Source organism: Pseudomaricurvus sp. HS19, from assembly GCF_009857815.1.
In the GTDB taxonomy this organism is placed as follows: Bacteria; Pseudomonadota; Gammaproteobacteria; order Pseudomonadales; family Cellvibrionaceae; genus Pseudomaricurvus.
The window spans coordinates 1-15,135 of the sequence record NZ_WVVW01000019.1; the positions used below are offsets into that span (position 1 = coordinate 1).

Sequence of the window (15,135 nt, forward strand, 5' to 3'; positions counted from 1 at the left end):
CCTGGAAAACAAAAAAGGCGTCCCGGGGGACGCCTTTTTCGCACATCAGCGGTTGGGAGGAATTAATCCTCTTCAACAGCCTCTGCTACTGCTGGACGGTCTACCAGCTCAACGTAAGCCATAGGGGCTTTGTCGCCAGCGCGGTAACCGCACTTGAGGATGCGAACGTAGCCGCCTGGACGACCCTGGTAACGGGGGCCCAGCTCGTTGAACAGTTTACCTACAGCCTGCTTGCTACCCAGACGGCTGAACGCCAGACGACGATTCGCGACGCTGTCGTTCTTGGACAGGGTAATAATAGGCTCAGCTACCATACGCAGCTCTTTTGCTTTGGCCAAAGTAGTTTTGATCAGCTCATGCTCAACCAGAGAGATGGTCATGTTCTTGAACATGGCCTTACGGTGTGAGCTGTTACGATTCAGTTGACGGCCACTGTGACGATGACGCATAACTCTAAATCCTTCGAAACCGGCTACCGGGCACTTTTCACAAAGTTCTCAGTAGCACCAATTAACAACCACCGCCGGGCACTGTTCGCTTCAACAACCGAGTCGGGACTCAGCGCCAAGCGGCGGCATTCAATACACTTACGCTAACTTGTCGTCGCTGGCGATGCTGGCAGGTGGCCAGTTCTCCAGACGCATACCGAGGGACAGACCGCGGGAAGCGAGGATGTCCTTGATCTCGGTAAGAGACTTTTTGCCAAGGTTCGGGGTCTTCAGCAGCTCTACTTCGGTGCGCTGGATCAGGTCACCAATGTAGTAGATGTTTTCTGCTTTCAGACAGTTGGCTGAACGAACAGTCAACTCAAGATCATCTACCGGACGCAGCAGAACAGGATCGATGGCCTCTTCTTTCTCTTCTGGTACGGACTCTTTCTCGCCCTCAAGGTCGACGAATACAGCCAGCTGCTGCTGCAGGATAGTAGCAGCGCGGCGGATCGCCTCTTCAGGATCGATAGTACCGTTGGTTTCCAGGTCGAGAATCAGCTTGTCCAGGTCGGTGCGCTGCTCAACACGGGCGCTCTCTACCTGGTAAGCCAGACGCTTGACCGGGGAGAAAGACGCATCGAGCTGCAGACGGCCGATAGCACGGGTCTCGTCTTCGTCGTTGCGACGCGCATCCGCAGGCTGGTAGCCGCGGCCGCGAGCAACGGTGAGACGCATGTTCAGATCAACATCACCAGTGATGTTGGCGATAACATGCTCAGGATTCTTGATCTCTACTTCGTGATCAACCTGGATATCGCCGGCAGTAACAACACCTGGGCCTTTTTTGCTCAGGGTCAGGACTGCCTGGTCCTTACCGTGCATAACAACCGCTACGCCTTTCAGGTTGAGCAGGATTTCGATAACGTCTTCCTGCACACCTTCAATAGCACTGTACTCGTGCAATACACCGTCGATCTCCACTTCGGTCACGGCACAGCCGGGCATGGAAGAGAGGAGAATCCGACGCAGTGCGTTACCGAGAGTATGACCAAACCCACGCTCCAGCGGCTCGAGGACCACTTTGGCGCGCGTTGGGCCGTTTTCGGTAACGTCAATATGACGCGGGGTCAAAAACTCGTTTACAGCACTCTGCATAGTCACACCTTTAGTGATTAAGTCCCTTACTTGGAGTAGAGCTCAACGATGAGGTTTTCGTTGATCTCGGCTGGCAAGTCGGCGCGGTCCGGAACACGAGTGAAAGTACCTTCTTTCTTGTCGTTGTTCACAGAAACCCACTCAACATCGGCGCGCTGAGAAGCATACGCCAACGCCTGAGCGATACGCAGTTGGTTCTTGGACTTCTCACGCACAGCCACTACATCACCGGCCTTCACCTGGAAGGATGGGATGTTAACGGTCTGGCCATTAACAGAGATCGCTTTGTGGGAAACCAGCTGACGGGATTCTGCGCGGGTAGCGCCAAAGCCCATGCGGTAAACCACGTTGTCCAGACGACACTCCAGCAGTTGCAGCAGGTTTTCACCGGTTGCACCCTTGCGGCGGGCCGCTTCTTTGTAATAACCGCGGAATTGCTTTTCCAGTACGCCGTAGGTACGACGAACTTTCTGCTTCTCACGCAGCTGTACACCATAGTCAGACAGACGACCACGACGAACGCCGTGCTGACCAGGAGCATTTTCAACCTTACACTTGGAATCCAGCGGACGAGCACCGGATTTCAGGAACAGATCAGTTCCTTCACGGCGTGACAGCTTACAAGTTGGTCCAATATAACGTGCCATTGTCTAAGCCCCCTTATACGCGACGTTTCTTCGGCGGACGACAGCCGTTGTGTGGAATCGGCGTGACGTCGGTGATGTTGGTAATCTTGTAACCAACATTGTTCAGAGCGCGAACCGCAGACTCACGACCCGGGCCAGGACCTTTAACTTCTACGTCCAGGTTCTTCAGACCGTACTCTTTAGCTGCTTCACCGGCGCGCTCAGCCGCCACCTGGGCCGCGAACGGGGTAGACTTACGGGAACCGCGAAAGCCGGAACCACCGGAAGTGGCCCAGGACAGGGTGTTCCCCTGACGATCAGTGATAGTCACGATCGTGTTGTTAAAAGAGGCGTGGATGTGTGCAACACCATCGACAACCGTCTTTTTAACTTTTTTCTTAGTAGTTTTACTTGGCTTTGCCATAGCAACTCTTCCTAACCTTTATCCAGTAAAAGCTAACGCTGTAGTGGCGTTAACTTACTTCTTGATTGGCTTGCGCGGGCCCTTACGGGTACGTGCATTCGTCTTGGAACGCTGGCCACGAGCAGGCAGGCTGCGACGATGACGCAGGCCGCGGTAGCAGCCCAGATCCATCAGACGCTTGATGCTCATGGAAACTTCACGGCGCAGATCACCCTCAACGGAGACTTTCGCCACTTCGTTACGCACTGCGTCCATTTGCTCGTCGCTCAGCTCGCTGATCTTGATAGTTTCAGCGATGCCAGCAGAGGCACAAATTTGCTTCGCAGTAGTGCGACCAATCCCATAGACATAGGTCAGGGAGATAACGGCATGTTTGTTATCTGGTATGTTTACACCAGCAATACGGGCCATTCAGATTACTCCACGTATAACTCAATTTGTGGCACTGACGGCGCAAAACGCCACCCCAACGCCAGGAAAAGGCGCGAAGGATAGCGACAATACACCCAAAAAGCAATAGCCAGAGGGTTTCCCCCCTGGCGACAGTCAGCGCCCCCTATTTCCAGCTCCCGGATTGCGGAGCCAGGGGCTGGGGCTCCATTTCAGAACCCCCACCGATCCTCATGCCAGCGCCGAAGCGCCAGTCAGAGGTCTTAGCCTTGACGCTGCTTGTGGCGTGGCTCGGAGCTGCAGATTACCCGCAGAACACCTTTGCGACGCACAACTTTGCAGCTGCGGCAAATTTTCTTAACAGATGCACGAACTTTCATGTTTTACAACACCTTCTAAAATTCAGCGGCGGCGGATAATACACCATTATCGCGCCGAACCATACCCCTTGAGGTTAGCTTTTTTCATCAGCGAGTCATATTGATGAGACATCAAGTGTGACTGCACCTGCGCCATGAAATCCATGACAACCACTACCACGATGAGCAGTGAGGTCCCGCCCAGGTAAAATGGCACGTTAGTCGCCACTACCAGGAACTGGGGCAGCAGGCAGACCGCCGCAATGTAAACCGCGCCAACAACAGTAAGACGGGTCAGAACATTGTCGATGTATTTCGCCGACTGCTCGCCGGGGCGAATACCAGGGATATACGCGCCGGACTTTTTCAGGTTATCCGCCACTTCGTTAGGGTTGAACATCAACGCCGTATAGAAGAAGCAGAAGAACACGATCAATGCCGCAAACAGGATGAAGTTCAGCGGCTGACCCGGGCCGATCGCCAGAGCGACCTCCTGCAGGATCTCGCTGCCGAGACCTTCACCACCCTGACCGAACCACTGCGCCACGGAGGCCGGGAACAGCAGGATGCTGCTGGCAAAAATAGCAGGGATCACACCCGCCATATTCACCTTCAGGGGCAGATGGCTGGACTGTGCAGCAAACATCTTGCGACCCTGCTGACGCTTGGCATAGTTCACGGTGATGCGACGCTGACCGCGCTCCATCCGTACCACCAGCCAAATAACAGCTACAGCCAGGAAAGCCACACCCAACAACAGCAGGATGTGCAAATCACCCTGACGGGCACTTTCAAAGGCCTGACCGATAGCACTGGGCAGACCCGCAACAATACCGGCAAAGATCAGCATCGAGATGCCGTTACCGATACCACGCTCGGTGACCTGCTCACCCAGCCACATCATGAACACAGCACCTGTCACCAGGGAACTGACAGCCACGAAATAGAAGCTGAAGCCAGTCATGTAGGCCTGACCTGAGAATCCCACGGTCATACCGGTGCCCTGCACCAGCGCAAGCGCCACTGTCAGGTAGCGGGTGTACTGGTTGATCTTGCGACGACCGGCATCCCCTTCTTTCTTGAGCTGCTCCAGGGACGGCACAACTGCAGACATCAGCTGCATGATGATCGAGGCCGAAATGTAGGGCATGATGCCCAGGGCCAGGATACTCATGCGCTCCAGCGCACCACCTGAAAACATGTTAAACAGACCGAGAATGGTGCCCTGGTTCTGGTTGAACAGTGCAGCAACGCGATCCGGATCGATACCGGGTACTGGAATGTGGGTACCAACGCGGTAAACCACAATCGCTAAAAACAGAAAACGAAGGCGAGCCCAAAGCTCGCCCAGTCCTTTCTGGTTTCCTACTGGCAGATTTCCTGCGGAAGCCATAATCAAGTCTCTAATTGCAAGTTACGAGTCGCCAATGGCGAGCGCAGTGTTATAACACTGACAGCTCGCCACCGCCACTCGTTACTTCGCTTATTCTTCGACTTTGCCGCCAGCTGCTTCGATGGCAGCTTTAGCGCCTTTGGTAACAGCCAGACCTTTTACGGTAACGGCTTTGGTCAGTTCGCCAGACAGGAAGATCTTGGCGCGCTTGATATTGATATTCACAATATCGGCACGCTTCAGAGCGTCCAGATCGACTACATCACCTTCTACGGCGTTCAGCTCAGCCAGGCGCACTTCAGCAGTCACACGACCAATGCGGGAAGTGAAACCAAACTTTGGCAGACGCTTCTGCAGAGGCATCTGACCACCCTCGAAACCAGGCTTAACACTACCGCCGGAACGAGACTTCAGACCTTTGTGACCGCGACCACCGGTTTTACCCAGACCGCTACCGATACCACGACCGAGGCGCTTCTTGCTGTGAGTGCGGCCAGGCGCAGGACTCAGAGTATTCAGACGCATCTTACTCTCCCTCTACCTTAACCAGATAATTTACTTTGTTGATCATGCCACGTACTGATGGAGTATCTTCTACTTCCACAGAGTGGCCAATGCGGCGCAGTCCGAGACCAGCGACGCAGGCTTGATGGTTCTTCAGGCGACCAGCGGTGCTTTTAACCTGAGTCACCTTAATCATTTTCTTAGCCATGGTCCTATCCAACTCTATTCAGTGCCGGAAATTCCGTCAGGAGCGGGCTGCCATTCAGCAGCCCGGCGCCATCAGTTCAGAATTTCTTCAACGCTTTTGCCACGCTTGGCAGCTACGGATTCCGGAGATGCCATCTCTTTCAGTGCCTGGAAGGTCGCACGAACCACGTTTACGGGGTTGGTGGAACCGTAGCACTTCGCCAGTACGTTCTGCACGCCAGCCATCTCAAATACGGAGCGCATGGCACCGCCGGCAATTACACCGGTACCCTGAGAAGCGGGTTGCATAAATACTTTGGAGCCGCCGTGACGACCTTTGGTTGGGTACTGAATGGTGTCACCGTTCAGTTCAACCTGGATCATGTTGCGACGAGCAGCTTCCATAGCTTTCTGGATAGCGGCTGGTACTTCGCGGGCTTTACCGCGGCCGAAACCAACGCGACCATTACCATCACCAATGACAGTCAGAGCTGTAAAGGTAAAGATACGGCCACCTTTAACAGTCTTGGCAACGCGGTTAACCTGAACCAGCTTCTCCTGGAAGCCTTCGTCGTTACGTTCTTCTTTCTTGTTAAAAGCCATAACTCAACCTTTAGAATTCCAAACCAGCTTCACGGGCGGCATCAGCCAGCGCCTGAACACGGCCGTGGTACTTGTAGCCGCTGCGATCGAAAGCAACCTGAGTTACACCAGCGGCCTTGGCGCGCTCGGCGATCAGCTTACCAACAGCTTGTGCGGCTTCTTTGTTACCGGTCTTGCCGTCGCGCAGCTCCTTGTCCAGCGTAGAAGCCTGGGCCAGAACCTTGTTACCTTCCGGTGCGATTACCTGAGCGTAGATATGACGCGGAGTGCGGTTAACGCACAGACGGGTCACACCCTGCTCACTCATCTTGGCGCGAGCACGGCGAGCGCGGCGCAAACGAGACAATTTTTTATCGTTCATGACCTAGCCCTTACTTCTTCTTAGCTTCTTTACGACGTACTTGCTCGTCAGAGTAACGTACACCCTTGCCCTTGTAAGGCTCTGGCGGACGCACGGCACGAATATCGGCCGCTACCTGACCGAGGAGCTGCTTGTCGGCGCTCTTCAGTACGATCTCAGTCTGACTTGGGGTCTCGGCGGTTACACCTTCTGGCAGGTCATAAACAACCGGGTGGGAGAAACCCAGAGTCAGGTCTACAGTGTTTCCTGCGGCCTTAGCACGATAACCAACACCTTGCAGCTGCAGCTTGCGCTCAAAACCTTGAGACACGCCGACTACCATGTTGTTTACCAGGGCACGGGTGGTGCCTGCCAATGCGCGGGACTGCTTGGCGCCATCGCGGGCAGCAAAGTTCAGAGCGTTGTCGTTTTGAGCAACTTCTACACTGCCGTGGATGGTGTGGGCCAATGTACCGTTGCTGCCTTTAACTGTAAGTTCCTGACCATTCAGGGTTACAGTTACACCAGCTGGTACTTCAACCGGACTATTTGCAACTCGTGACATAACGAATTCCCGTTAAAACTTAAACAACCGCCCTTGCGGGCGGCTAAATTAAAATACGGTGCAGAGAACCTCACCGCCAACGCCCTGGGCGCGTGCGGCACGGTCAGTCATTACACCTTTACTGGTGGAGACAATTGCGATTCCCAGACCACCGCGAACGGAAGGCAGGGCGTCTTTACCAGCGTAGCTACGCAGGCCAGGACGGCTTACACGGTCAAGCTCTTCAATAACAGGCTTGCCTTCGAAGTACTTCAGCTCAATGTTCAACTGAGGCTGAACGTCCTCGCTCACTGCGAAATCAACAATGTAACCTTCGTCTTTCAGAACGCGGGCAACATTCACTTTCAGCTTGGAAGAAGGCATCGCCACTTCAAACTTGCCTACTTGCTGCGCGTTGCGGATGCGGGTCAGCATATCTGCCAACGGATCTTGCATACTCATAAGTCTATGCTCCTAATTTCTGCCGTCTGCTTACCAGCTGGCCTTGACCAGACCTGGTACATCGCCGCGCATAGCTGCTTCACGCAGCTTGTTACGGCACAGGCCGAACTTACGGTACACCGCGTGCGGACGACCAGTGATACGGCAGCGACGCTGCTGACGCACTGGGCTGGCATCACGTGGCAACTTCTGCAGCTTGATCTGAGCTTCCCAGACCTGCTCTTCAGAGGACTCCGGATTGGCAATGATAGCCTTCAGTTCCTGACGCTTGGCAGCGTACTTGGCAACTGCATTAGCACGCTTGGTTTCGCGCGCAATCATAGATTTCTTAGCCATGATCCCTATCCTCAGCCTTTAAACGGGAAGTCAAACGCCTTCAACAGCGCCAGACCTTCTTCGTTGCTACGAGCAGTAGTGGTGATACAGATATCCAGACCGCGGAGCTTGTCGACTTTGTCGTACTCAATTTCCGGGAAAATAATCTGCTCAGTCACACCCATGGAGAAGTTACCACGACCATCGAACTGCTTGGGGCTGATGCCGCGGAAGTCGCGAATACGTGGAATCGCGATGCTGATCAGACGCTCCAGGAACTCGTACATACGGTCGGAACGCAGGGTGACTTTGGCACCGATAGGCCAACCTTCACGCACTTTGAAACCAGCGATAGACTTGCGAGCCTTGGTGATAACTGCTTTTTGACCAGTGATTCTTTCCAGATCACTAACCGCAGCTTCCAGGACCTTCTTGTCTCCGATTGCCTCACCAACACCCATATTTACGGTGATCTTGGTGATCTTAGGCACTTCCATCACGTTTTCCAGCTTCAGCTCTTCTTTCAGCTTTGCCTGGATGTCGCTTTGGTAAAGTTCTTTCAACTTAGCCATTTTTAATTACCGTCTGCTTTTACCGTTAACACTGCGTAATTAAATAAGTGAGTGAGCACTTAAAATTACGCGTCAACGGCCTCGCCGTTGGATTTGAAAACTCGCACTTTGGTGCCGTCTTCGAGGACTTTGAAACCAACACGATCAGCTTTACCGGTTGCACTGTTAAAGAGAGCAACATTGGAAACCTGAATCGGAGCTTCTTTCTCCACGATTCCGCCGGCCACACCCATTTGCGGGTTTGGTTTTTGGTGTTTTTTGATCATGTGAACACCAGACACGATCAAGCGATCGTCAGTAAGCACTTTCACTACTTTACCGCGCTTACCTTTATCGCGACCTGCGATCACAATCACTTCGTCATCACGTTTGATCTTACGCATAACCCTGTCCTCAACTCTCTTCCGGCTTACAGTACTTCTGGGGCCAAAGAGATGATCTTCATGAATTTCTCGCCACGCAGCTCGCGGGTAACAGGGCCAAAGATACGAGTACCTACAGGGGCTTCCTGGCTATTCAGCAATACCGCGGCATTGTCATCGAACTTGATCAGAGAACCATCCTGGCGACGCACACCTTTTTTGGTGCGCACAACCACGGCCTTCATTACCTGACCTTTTTTCACTTTACCGCGAGGAATCGCTTCCTTTACGGTAACTTTGATAATGTCACCAACGGCAGCGTAACGACGATGTGAACCGCCGAGCACTTTGATGCACATTACGCGACGGGCACCACTGTTGTCTGCCACATCCAAGTATGATTGCGCTTGAATCATCGTCCGTCTCCGAAACTCTTAGAACGCCTGGGATCCTCAGATCTCAGCGGCGCGCTCTTCAATTTTTACCAAGGTCCAAGACTTAGACTTAGACAGCGGACGAGTCTCTTCAATAGTGACTACATCGCCGGCCTTGCACTCATTGTTTTCGTCATGAGCTTTCAGCTTGGATGATTTACTGACGTACTTACCATAGATCGGGTGCTTAACACGGCGTTCGATCAGGACAGTGACGGTTTTATCCATCTTGTCGCTTACGACTTTGCCGGTTACCTGACGTACCAACTTGTCTGTCATGTCATTCACCTGCCTTCTGATTCAGCACTGTTTTAATACGAGCGATATCGCGACGCGCCTGTTTGACGAGGTGAGTCTGATTCAGCTGTCCAGTGGAAGCCTGCATGCGCAGTTTGAACTGCTCTTCCAGCTGCTTCAGCAACTCAGCATTCAGCTCTTCAACAGATTTTTCGCGGAGTTCTGTAGCTTTCATCACATCACCGAACGTTTCACGAAAGTTGTATTTACAGGCAACTTGGCGGCAGCCAGTGCGAACGCTTCACGCGCCAGTTCTTCAGAAACACCTTCCATTTCATAAAGAACCTTACCTGGCTGAATCTGGCATACCCAGTATTCAACGTTACCCTTACCTTTACCCTGACGAACTTCCAGAGGCTTGCTGGTGATTGGCTTATCCGGGAACACACGGATCCAGATTTTACCACCACGCTTAATGTGACGAGTCATCGCACGACGAGCCGCTTCGATCTGACGAGCCGTGATACGGCCACGAGAAACGGATTTCAGTGCGTATTCGCCAAAGCTAACCTTGGAGCCACGTTGGGCCAGACCGCGGTTACGGCCTTTCTGTTGCTTACGAAACTTTGTACGCTTCGGTTGCAGCATGTTGCGTACCCCTTACTTAGAGCCTTTTTTCTTCTTGGGCTTGTCTTCAACGGCTTCGATGCCGCCGATAATTTCGCCTTTGAAGATCCATACTTTCACGCCGATGATGCCGTAGGTGGTGAGACCTTCAGCAGTGGCGTAGTCGATGTCGGCACGCAGGGTATGCAGAGGCACACGGCCTTCGCGGTACCACTCAGTGCGCGCAATCTCAGCGCCACCCAGTCGGCCACTTACCTGAATCTTGATACCTTCAGCGCCCTGGCGCATTGCATTTTGCACTGCGCGCTTCATAGCACGGCGGAACATTACACGACGCTCAAGCTGCTGAGCTACGCTTTGTGCTACCAGAGCCGCATCCAGATCAGGTTTGCGGATTTCTTCGATGTTGATGTGGACGGGAACACCCATCTGCTTGCTGATTTCAGCGCGCAGTTTTTCCACATCTTCACCTTTCTTACCAATCACGATGCCTGGACGGGCAGTGTGGATGGTAATGCGTGCGGTGTTGGCCGGACGCTCGATGTCTACACGACTTACTGACGCGTGCGCCAGCTGCTTTTCAATGTACTTACGTACAGTCAGGTCGGTGTAGAGCTTGTCTGCGTATTCATCGCTACCGGCATACCAGGTAGAGGTATGCTTTTTAACGATGCCCAGACGAATACCTGTCGGATGTACTTTCTGACCCATAACGTCTGTCTCTTACTGATCGGCTACTTTAACGGTGATGTGACAAGTGCGCTTGAAAATGCGATCCGCACGTCCTTTAGCGCGAGGCTTGATCCGCTTCATGGTCAGGCCTTCATCCACAAAAATTGTGGATACTTTCAACTCATCTACATCAGCGCCTTCGTTGTGCTCTGCGTTTGCAATAGCAGACTCAAGCACTTTCTTGACAATCGCGGCACCTTTCTTGGTGCTGAAAGCCAGGATGTCCAGAGCCTCTTCAACGTGTTTACCACGAATCTGATCAGCTACCAGACGCGCTTTTTGTGCCGACAGCTGAGCACCGCGTAATTTTGCTGCTACTTCCATCGTTAAAACCTCTTAGCGCTTCTTGGCTTTCTTGTCTGCAACGTGGCCGCGATAGTTACGGGTAGCTGCAAACTCGCCCAGTTTGTGCCCGATCATCTCTTCGTTGACCAGAACTGGAACATGTTGACGTCCGTTGTGCACAGCGATTGTCAGGCCAACCATTTCGGGCATGATCATCGAGCGACGAGACCAGGTCTTGATCGGACGACGGTCATTGCTTTCGATCGCTGTTTCGATCTTCTTCAGGAGATGAAGATCGATGAAAGGACCTTTTTTCAGTGAACGTGGCACTGCTCTTTCCTCTTCAGCTAGTGTTTAGCCAGTCGCTTATTTCTTGCCGCGACGGCGAACAATCATCTTATCGGTGCGCTTGTTCTTACGAGTCTTGGCACCCTTAGTAGGTGTACCCCATGGTGATACCGGATGACGGCCACCAGAAGTACGACCCTCACCACCACCGTGTGGGTGGTCAACAGGGTTCATCGCGACACCGCGAACAGTCGGACGCACACCGCGCCAACGAGAAGCACCAGCCTTACCCAGGGAACGCAGGTTGTGCTCACTGTTGGACACTTCGCCCAGAGTTGCACGACACTCACTGAGTACTTTGCGCATTTCGCCGCTACGCAGACGCAGGGTCGCATATTGGCCATCACGCGCCACCAACTGAACGGAAGTACCGGCGGAACGCGCGATTTGCGCACCCTTACCAGGCTTCAGCTCAACGCAGTGAATTACGCTACCAACCGGAATGTTACGGATTGGCAGGGTGTTACCCACTTTAATTGGTGCATCTTCACCAGATTGGAGCTGATCACCGGCTTTCACGCCCTTAGGGGCAATGATGTAGCGGCGCTCACCATCCAGGTAGCAAACCAGAGCGATGTTAGCGCTGCGGTTTGGATCGTATTCCAGACGCTCAACCTTCGCAGGAATGCCGTCCTTATTACGCTTGAAATCAATAACACGGTAGTGTTGCTTATGACCGCCACCCACATGACGAGTGGTAATACGGCCATTGTTGTTACGACCACCGGACTTGGATTTCTTCTCCAGCAGCGGCGCATGTGGCGCACCTTTGTGCAGATCAGCGTGTACAACGCTGACGACAAAGCGGCGACCCGGAGAAGTTGGTTTACGTTTTACAATAGGCATCGCAACTATCCCCTTATTCCGCTACTGAAAAGTCAATTTCTTGACCTTCAGCCAGACGTACGTAAGCTTTTTTCCAGTCGCTGCGCTGACCCATACCATGCTTGGTACGCTTGGTCTTGCCCTTGACAACCAGAGTACGCACGCTTTCAACTTTAACGTTAAAAAGCTTTTCTACTGCGGCTTTGACTTCCTGCTTGGCAGCATTACGCAGCACTTTGAAAACCACTTGATTGGCGGCATCGCCGGCCATCGCTGCTTTCTCAGAAATCACTGGACCCAGCAGCACTTTGTAAAGGCGTTCTTGACTCATCCCAGCATCTCCTCAAATTTCTTCAGAGCAGCGACAGTCACAACAACCTTGTCAAAGCGGATCAGACTAACCGGATCAACACCCTGAACATCACGTACGTCAACCTTGTGCAGGTTGCGTGAAGCCAGGTACAGGTTTTCGCTTACGTTCTCAGACACAATCAGAGCATCTTTCAGATCGTATTGAGCCAGCTGCTGAACCAGAGCTTTGGTCTTTGGCGCGTCGATATCAAAAGACTCAACAACAACCAGACGCTCCTGACGATTCAGCTCAGACAGAATGCAACGCAGCGCTGCACGATACATTTTCTTGTTCAGCTTCTGATCGTGGTTGCGTGGCTTGGCAGCAAAGGTCACACCACCGGTGCGCCAGATTGGGCTGCGAATGGTACCAGCACGAGCACGGCCAGTGCCCTTCTGACGCCATGGCTTCTTACCACCGCCAGATACTTCTGAACGGGTTTTTTGTGCCTTGGTACCCTGACGAGCACCTGCCAGGTAGGCAGTTACCGCCTGGTGAACCAGGTCTTGATTAAACTCTTTGCCGAAAGTCACTTCGGATACAGAAACTGTACCTTTGGCGCCTTCGGGAGTTGCAATATTCAAATCCATCGTCGAAACCCTCGGACTTACGCGCTACGTTTCTTAACTGCTGGACGAACGAATACGTCACCACCTGGAGCACCAGGGATGGCACCTTTAACCAGCAACAGATTACGTTCGACGTCTACACGTACGATTTCCAGATTCTGGACAGTCACACGCTCGGCACCCATGTGGCCGGACATTTTCTTGCCCTTGAACACACGACCTGGAGTTTGACACTGACCAATAGAACCGGGAGCACGGTGAGACAGAGAGTTACCGTGAGTAGCGTCTTGCATGCTGAAGTTCCAGCGCTTGATAGCACCGGCGAAACCTTTACCTTTGGAGGTACCGGTTACATCGACGAATTGACCAGCCTCGAATGCAGCAACAGTAATTTCACCACCAACTTCGAAAGCTTCGCCTTCGTTGTTGCGCAATTCCCAAACGCCGCGACCGGCTTCGGTGTTTGCTTTGGCAAAATGACCAGCTTGAGACTTGGTCACACGGGAGGCGCGACGAGAGCCAACAGTTACCTGCACAGCATTGTAACCATCGGTTTCTCCGCTCTTAACCTGAGTGATGCGATTGGGCTCAACCTCAATCACAGATACAGGAAGGGAAACACCTTCTTCGGTGAAGATACGGGTCATACCGCTCTTACGACCGACTATACCAATAGTCATTTCTTTAAACCTCTCAGTGTACGGGGCTTTTACCCGCTATGGCCGCCCATTTCAGAGCGTTACACAACCCGGTTACCCGGGCATCGGCACAAATTGTATGTAAAACTTGATTTTCTTACTGAGGACCTTCTGCAGATCAGCCGAGACTGATCTGAACCTCTACGCCTGCAGCCAAATCCAGCTTCATCAGGGCATCAACGGTCTTTTCAGTCGGCTCAACAATGTCAAGCAAACGCTTATGTGTGCGGATTTCATACTGATCACGCGCGTCTTTGTTAACGTGCGGGGAGATCAGAACGGTGAAACGCTCTTTGCGAGTCGGCAGCGGGATTGGGCCGCGCACCTGGGCGCCTGTACGCTTAGCGGTCTCAACGATCTCCTGGGTAGAAGTGTCGATGAGCTTATGATCGAAAGCCTTAAGGCGAATCCGAATGCGTTGATTCTGCATGTGAACCAAACTCCAAAAATCTATAAAGAACCAGAACCGCGTTTAATTGCGATCCTACACACTCCCACTCCAGACATGACGCCCAAAATAGGAAGCGGAATTCTAATGACGCGACCAAGCAGAGTCAACCACTATTTTGAATAATATTTAACCCGTTGCAGCGACGGCTTCCCCCCGCGGGACGGGGGGTCGGATCAGGAGCTGAGTGCCACGCGGCACTCGATGCCAGCGGGCAGCTGGCGGCGGGGATTGGGGATATTGGCACGAATGCGGTAGGTACCGCTGGCGGCGTCAATAATGGGGTCGATCAGGGTCACCTTCGCCGGGTAGGCGCCGCCCACCGGCGCCGACGGGTAGACCATCAGTTGGGCCTTGTCAGGTACACTGCCAACCGAGCTGTAGGGCATCACCACCTCTACCTTGAGGGGATCGAGGGTGGCCACCACCATCACCGGCTCACTGGTGACAAACTCCCCGGCTTCGGCAAAGTAGTCCACCACCACTCCGTTAATGGGACTTTTAACCGAACGCAGCGCCAGTATCGCCTGGGCCTGCTGGTACTCTTTGACTGCCACCTGGTACTCGGTCTGGAATTCATCCCGCTCGTGGATGGAGATCAACTCCTCCTGATACATGTCCTCGTTGCGCTGGTAGTGGCGCAGGGCAAACTCCGAGCGGATCCTCGCCAGCTCCACGGAGGCCTGCTCCACATCGGAACGCAGGGAGAAGAGCGGGTCGCCCTTTTTGACGGCGTCACCCAGGCGCAGGGGGCGCTTCTCCAGCACACCCTCCACCGGGCTCGACACCGCCACCCGCACGCTGGGCTCAATAATGCAGCCCACGGCTGGCAGGTATTCCACCTCCTGGGCCACCGCTGCTGCGCTCCACAGCGCCGTCGCGGTCACCAGCCAACCGATCCACTTATTCAATCC

29 protein-coding genes are annotated in these 15,135 nt (G+C 53.4%); all 29 read right to left on the reverse strand.

The window, feature by feature from the left end; genetic code table 11:
* Window positions 1-62: 62 nt before the first annotated feature.
* A complete protein-coding gene (gene rplQ / locus GSF27_RS17335) occupies window positions 63-449 on the reverse strand; it encodes a 50S ribosomal protein L17 (protein WP_160971334.1) in 387 nt (128 codons plus the stop codon).
* A gap of 138 nt (window positions 450-587) precedes the next feature.
* Window positions 588-1,586, reverse strand: coding sequence for a DNA-directed RNA polymerase subunit alpha (gene rpoA / locus GSF27_RS17340; RefSeq protein ID WP_160971335.1), 999 nt, complete (start codon window positions 1,584-1,586; stop codon window positions 588-590).
* Between the two features lie 26 nt (window positions 1,587-1,612).
* Window positions 1,613-2,233: a 30S ribosomal protein S4 gene (gene rpsD / locus GSF27_RS17345; RefSeq protein WP_160971336.1), complete on the reverse strand. Its 621-nt coding sequence runs from the start codon at window positions 2,231-2,233 to the stop codon at window positions 1,613-1,615.
* 13 nt (window positions 2,234-2,246) lie between these two features.
* On the reverse strand, window positions 2,247-2,636 hold the full coding sequence (gene rpsK / locus GSF27_RS17350) for a 30S ribosomal protein S11 (RefSeq protein ID WP_160971337.1): 390 nt from the start codon (window positions 2,634-2,636) through the stop codon (window positions 2,247-2,249).
* 54 nt (window positions 2,637-2,690) lie between these two features.
* Window positions 2,691-3,047, reverse strand: coding sequence for a 30S ribosomal protein S13 (gene rpsM, locus GSF27_RS17355; protein WP_160971338.1), 357 nt, complete (start codon window positions 3,045-3,047; stop codon window positions 2,691-2,693).
* A gap of 242 nt (window positions 3,048-3,289) precedes the next feature.
* Window positions 3,290-3,406 carry a 50S ribosomal protein L36 gene (gene rpmJ / locus GSF27_RS17360; RefSeq protein WP_160971339.1) on the reverse strand — a complete coding sequence of 39 codons (117 nt, stop codon included), beginning with the start codon at window positions 3,404-3,406 and terminating at the stop codon, window positions 3,290-3,292.
* Window positions 3,407-3,452: 46 nt separating this feature from the next.
* Window positions 3,453-4,778 carry a preprotein translocase subunit SecY gene (secY, locus tag GSF27_RS17365; RefSeq protein WP_160971340.1) on the reverse strand — a complete coding sequence of 442 codons (1,326 nt, stop codon included), beginning with the start codon at window positions 4,776-4,778 and terminating at the stop codon, window positions 3,453-3,455.
* A 90-nt stretch (window positions 4,779-4,868) separates the two neighbouring features.
* Window positions 4,869-5,303, reverse strand: coding sequence for a 50S ribosomal protein L15 (gene rplO, locus GSF27_RS17370; RefSeq protein WP_160971341.1), 435 nt, complete (start codon window positions 5,301-5,303; stop codon window positions 4,869-4,871).
* Between the two features lies 1 nt (window position 5,304).
* A complete protein-coding gene (rpmD, locus tag GSF27_RS17375) occupies window positions 5,305-5,490 on the reverse strand; it encodes a 50S ribosomal protein L30 (RefSeq protein WP_160971342.1) in 186 nt (61 codons plus the stop codon).
* A gap of 71 nt (window positions 5,491-5,561) precedes the next feature.
* Window positions 5,562-6,071 carry a 30S ribosomal protein S5 gene (gene rpsE, locus GSF27_RS17380; RefSeq protein ID WP_160971343.1) on the reverse strand — a complete coding sequence of 170 codons (510 nt, stop codon included), beginning with the start codon at window positions 6,069-6,071 and terminating at the stop codon, window positions 5,562-5,564.
* 10 nt (window positions 6,072-6,081) lie between these two features.
* On the reverse strand, window positions 6,082-6,432 hold the full coding sequence (gene rplR / locus GSF27_RS17385; RefSeq protein ID WP_160971344.1) for a 50S ribosomal protein L18: 351 nt from the start codon (window positions 6,430-6,432) through the stop codon (window positions 6,082-6,084).
* Window positions 6,433-6,442: 10 nt separating this feature from the next.
* Window positions 6,443-6,976 carry a 50S ribosomal protein L6 gene (gene rplF, locus GSF27_RS17390; protein WP_160971345.1) on the reverse strand — a complete coding sequence of 178 codons (534 nt, stop codon included), beginning with the start codon at window positions 6,974-6,976 and terminating at the stop codon, window positions 6,443-6,445.
* 48 nt (window positions 6,977-7,024) lie between these two features.
* Complete coding sequence (rpsH, locus tag GSF27_RS17395) at window positions 7,025-7,417, reverse strand: 30S ribosomal protein S8 (RefSeq protein WP_160971346.1); 393 nt, start codon at window positions 7,415-7,417, stop codon at window positions 7,025-7,027.
* A 30-nt stretch (window positions 7,418-7,447) separates the two neighbouring features.
* Window positions 7,448-7,753, reverse strand: a complete 306-nt coding sequence (rpsN, locus tag GSF27_RS17400) for a 30S ribosomal protein S14 (RefSeq protein ID WP_160971347.1) — start codon at window positions 7,751-7,753, stop codon at window positions 7,448-7,450.
* Window positions 7,754-7,764: 11 nt separating this feature from the next.
* On the reverse strand, window positions 7,765-8,304 hold the full coding sequence (gene rplE, locus GSF27_RS17405; protein ID WP_160971348.1) for a 50S ribosomal protein L5: 540 nt from the start codon (window positions 8,302-8,304) through the stop codon (window positions 7,765-7,767).
* Window positions 8,305-8,369: 65 nt separating this feature from the next.
* The gene (gene rplX, locus GSF27_RS17410) at window positions 8,370-8,687 is read right to left on the reverse strand and encodes a 50S ribosomal protein L24 (protein WP_160971349.1); all 318 of its coding nucleotides are present in this window, start codon (window positions 8,685-8,687) and stop codon (window positions 8,370-8,372) included.
* Between the two features lie 26 nt (window positions 8,688-8,713).
* Complete coding sequence (gene rplN / locus GSF27_RS17415) at window positions 8,714-9,082, reverse strand: 50S ribosomal protein L14 (protein ID WP_160971350.1); 369 nt, start codon at window positions 9,080-9,082, stop codon at window positions 8,714-8,716.
* 36 nt (window positions 9,083-9,118) lie between these two features.
* A complete protein-coding gene (gene rpsQ, locus GSF27_RS17420) occupies window positions 9,119-9,379 on the reverse strand; it encodes a 30S ribosomal protein S17 (RefSeq protein ID WP_160971351.1) in 261 nt (86 codons plus the stop codon).
* Between the two features lies 1 nt (window position 9,380).
* On the reverse strand, window positions 9,381-9,572 hold the full coding sequence (gene rpmC / locus GSF27_RS17425; protein WP_160971352.1) for a 50S ribosomal protein L29: 192 nt from the start codon (window positions 9,570-9,572) through the stop codon (window positions 9,381-9,383).
* A complete protein-coding gene (rplP, locus tag GSF27_RS17430; protein WP_160971353.1) occupies window positions 9,572-9,985 on the reverse strand; it encodes a 50S ribosomal protein L16 in 414 nt (137 codons plus the stop codon). Before rplP ends, rpmC begins: the two co-directional genes overlap by 1 nt.
* Before the next feature lie 12 nt (window positions 9,986-9,997).
* Window positions 9,998-10,675 carry a 30S ribosomal protein S3 gene (gene rpsC, locus GSF27_RS17435; protein ID WP_160971354.1) on the reverse strand — a complete coding sequence of 226 codons (678 nt, stop codon included), beginning with the start codon at window positions 10,673-10,675 and terminating at the stop codon, window positions 9,998-10,000.
* A gap of 12 nt (window positions 10,676-10,687) precedes the next feature.
* Window positions 10,688-11,020, reverse strand: coding sequence for a 50S ribosomal protein L22 (gene rplV / locus GSF27_RS17440; RefSeq protein ID WP_160971355.1), 333 nt, complete (start codon window positions 11,018-11,020; stop codon window positions 10,688-10,690).
* Between the two features lie 12 nt (window positions 11,021-11,032).
* Complete coding sequence (gene rpsS / locus GSF27_RS17445; protein WP_160971356.1) at window positions 11,033-11,311, reverse strand: 30S ribosomal protein S19; 279 nt, start codon at window positions 11,309-11,311, stop codon at window positions 11,033-11,035.
* A gap of 36 nt (window positions 11,312-11,347) precedes the next feature.
* On the reverse strand, window positions 11,348-12,175 hold the full coding sequence (gene rplB / locus GSF27_RS17450; protein ID WP_160971357.1) for a 50S ribosomal protein L2: 828 nt from the start codon (window positions 12,173-12,175) through the stop codon (window positions 11,348-11,350).
* Window positions 12,176-12,188: 13 nt separating this feature from the next.
* The gene (rplW, locus tag GSF27_RS17455; protein ID WP_160971358.1) at window positions 12,189-12,485 is read right to left on the reverse strand and encodes a 50S ribosomal protein L23; all 297 of its coding nucleotides are present in this window, start codon (window positions 12,483-12,485) and stop codon (window positions 12,189-12,191) included.
* Window positions 12,482-13,096: a 50S ribosomal protein L4 gene (rplD, locus tag GSF27_RS17460; protein WP_160971359.1), complete on the reverse strand. Its 615-nt coding sequence runs from the start codon at window positions 13,094-13,096 to the stop codon at window positions 12,482-12,484. The genes rplW and rplD overlap by 4 nt, the downstream gene beginning before the upstream one ends.
* A 17-nt stretch (window positions 13,097-13,113) precedes the next feature.
* Entirely contained in the window at window positions 13,114-13,755 is a 642-nt protein-coding gene (rplC, locus tag GSF27_RS17465; protein WP_160971360.1) for a 50S ribosomal protein L3, read from the reverse strand.
* A 136-nt stretch (window positions 13,756-13,891) separates the two neighbouring features.
* Entirely contained in the window at window positions 13,892-14,203 is a 312-nt protein-coding gene (gene rpsJ, locus GSF27_RS17470; protein WP_111643375.1) for a 30S ribosomal protein S10, read from the reverse strand.
* 194 nt (window positions 14,204-14,397) lie between these two features.
* A complete protein-coding gene (locus GSF27_RS17475; protein WP_160971361.1) occupies window positions 14,398-15,132 on the reverse strand; it encodes an efflux RND transporter periplasmic adaptor subunit in 735 nt (244 codons plus the stop codon).
* Window positions 15,133-15,135 lie beyond the last annotated feature (3 nt).

Excerpts from the sequence above, each read along its gene's own strand:
- rplN (WP_160971350.1), bottom strand. The coding sequence starts at position 9,082 with ATGATTCAAGCGCAATCATACTTGGATGTGGCAGACAACAGTGGTGCC.
- rpsN (WP_160971347.1), bottom strand. The coding sequence starts at position 7,753 with ATGGCTAAGAAATCTATGATTGCGCGCGAAACCAAGCGTGCTAATGCA.
- rplD (WP_160971359.1), bottom strand. The coding sequence starts at position 13,096 with ATGGATTTGAATATTGCAACTCCCGAAGGCGCCAAAGGTACAGTTTCT.
- rpsM (WP_160971338.1), bottom strand. The coding sequence starts at position 3,047 with ATGGCCCGTATTGCTGGTGTAAACATACCAGATAACAAACATGCCGTT.
- rplB (WP_160971357.1), bottom strand. The coding sequence starts at position 12,175 with ATGCCTATTGTAAAACGTAAACCAACTTCTCCGGGTCGCCGCTTTGTC.
- rplO (WP_160971341.1), bottom strand. The coding sequence starts at position 5,303 with ATGCGTCTGAATACTCTGAGTCCTGCGCCTGGCCGCACTCACAGCAAG.
- rplE (WP_160971348.1), bottom strand. The coding sequence starts at position 8,304 with ATGGCTAAGTTGAAAGAACTTTACCAAAGCGACATCCAGGCAAAGCTG.
- rpsJ (WP_111643375.1), bottom strand. The coding sequence starts at position 14,203 with ATGCAGAATCAACGCATTCGGATTCGCCTTAAGGCTTTCGATCATAAG.
- rplV (WP_160971355.1), bottom strand. The coding sequence starts at position 11,020 with ATGGAAGTAGCAGCAAAATTACGCGGTGCTCAGCTGTCGGCACAAAAA.
- rplQ (WP_160971334.1), bottom strand. The coding sequence starts at position 449 with ATGCGTCATCGTCACAGTGGCCGTCAACTGAATCGTAACAGCTCACAC.
- rpsE (WP_160971343.1), bottom strand. The coding sequence starts at position 6,071 with ATGGCTTTTAACAAGAAAGAAGAACGTAACGACGAAGGCTTCCAGGAG.
- rpsQ (WP_160971351.1), bottom strand. The coding sequence starts at position 9,379 with ATGACAGACAAGTTGGTACGTCAGGTAACCGGCAAAGTCGTAAGCGAC.
- rpsK (WP_160971337.1), bottom strand. The coding sequence starts at position 2,636 with ATGGCAAAGCCAAGTAAAACTACTAAGAAAAAAGTTAAAAAGACGGTT.
- rplP (WP_160971353.1), bottom strand. The coding sequence starts at position 9,985 with ATGCTGCAACCGAAGCGTACAAAGTTTCGTAAGCAACAGAAAGGCCGT.
- rpmC (WP_160971352.1), bottom strand. The coding sequence starts at position 9,572 with ATGAAAGCTACAGAACTCCGCGAAAAATCTGTTGAAGAGCTGAATGCT.
- rpmJ (WP_160971339.1), bottom strand. The coding sequence starts at position 3,406 with ATGAAAGTTCGTGCATCTGTTAAGAAAATTTGCCGCAGCTGCAAAGTT.
- rpoA (WP_160971335.1), bottom strand. The coding sequence starts at position 1,586 with ATGCAGAGTGCTGTAAACGAGTTTTTGACCCCGCGTCATATTGACGTT.
- rplC (WP_160971360.1), bottom strand. The coding sequence starts at position 13,755 with ATGACTATTGGTATAGTCGGTCGTAAGAGCGGTATGACCCGTATCTTC.
- rpsD (WP_160971336.1), bottom strand. The coding sequence starts at position 2,233 with ATGGCACGTTATATTGGACCAACTTGTAAGCTGTCACGCCGTGAAGGA.
- rpmD (WP_160971342.1), bottom strand. The coding sequence starts at position 5,490 with ATGGCTAAGAAAATGATTAAGGTGACTCAGGTTAAAAGCACCGCTGGT.
- rplR (WP_160971344.1), bottom strand. The coding sequence starts at position 6,432 with ATGAACGATAAAAAATTGTCTCGTTTGCGCCGCGCTCGCCGTGCTCGC.
- rplX (WP_160971349.1), bottom strand. The coding sequence starts at position 8,687 with ATGCGTAAGATCAAACGTGATGACGAAGTGATTGTGATCGCAGGTCGC.
- rplF (WP_160971345.1), bottom strand. The coding sequence starts at position 6,976 with ATGTCACGAGTTGCAAATAGTCCGGTTGAAGTACCAGCTGGTGTAACT.
- rpsC (WP_160971354.1), bottom strand. The coding sequence starts at position 10,675 with ATGGGTCAGAAAGTACATCCGACAGGTATTCGTCTGGGCATCGTTAAA.
- rplW (WP_160971358.1), bottom strand. The coding sequence starts at position 12,485 with ATGAGTCAAGAACGCCTTTACAAAGTGCTGCTGGGTCCAGTGATTTCT.
- rpsH (WP_160971346.1), bottom strand. The coding sequence starts at position 7,417 with ATGAGTATGCAAGATCCGTTGGCAGATATGCTGACCCGCATCCGCAAC.
- secY (WP_160971340.1), bottom strand. The coding sequence starts at position 4,778 with ATGGCTTCCGCAGGAAATCTGCCAGTAGGAAACCAGAAAGGACTGGGC.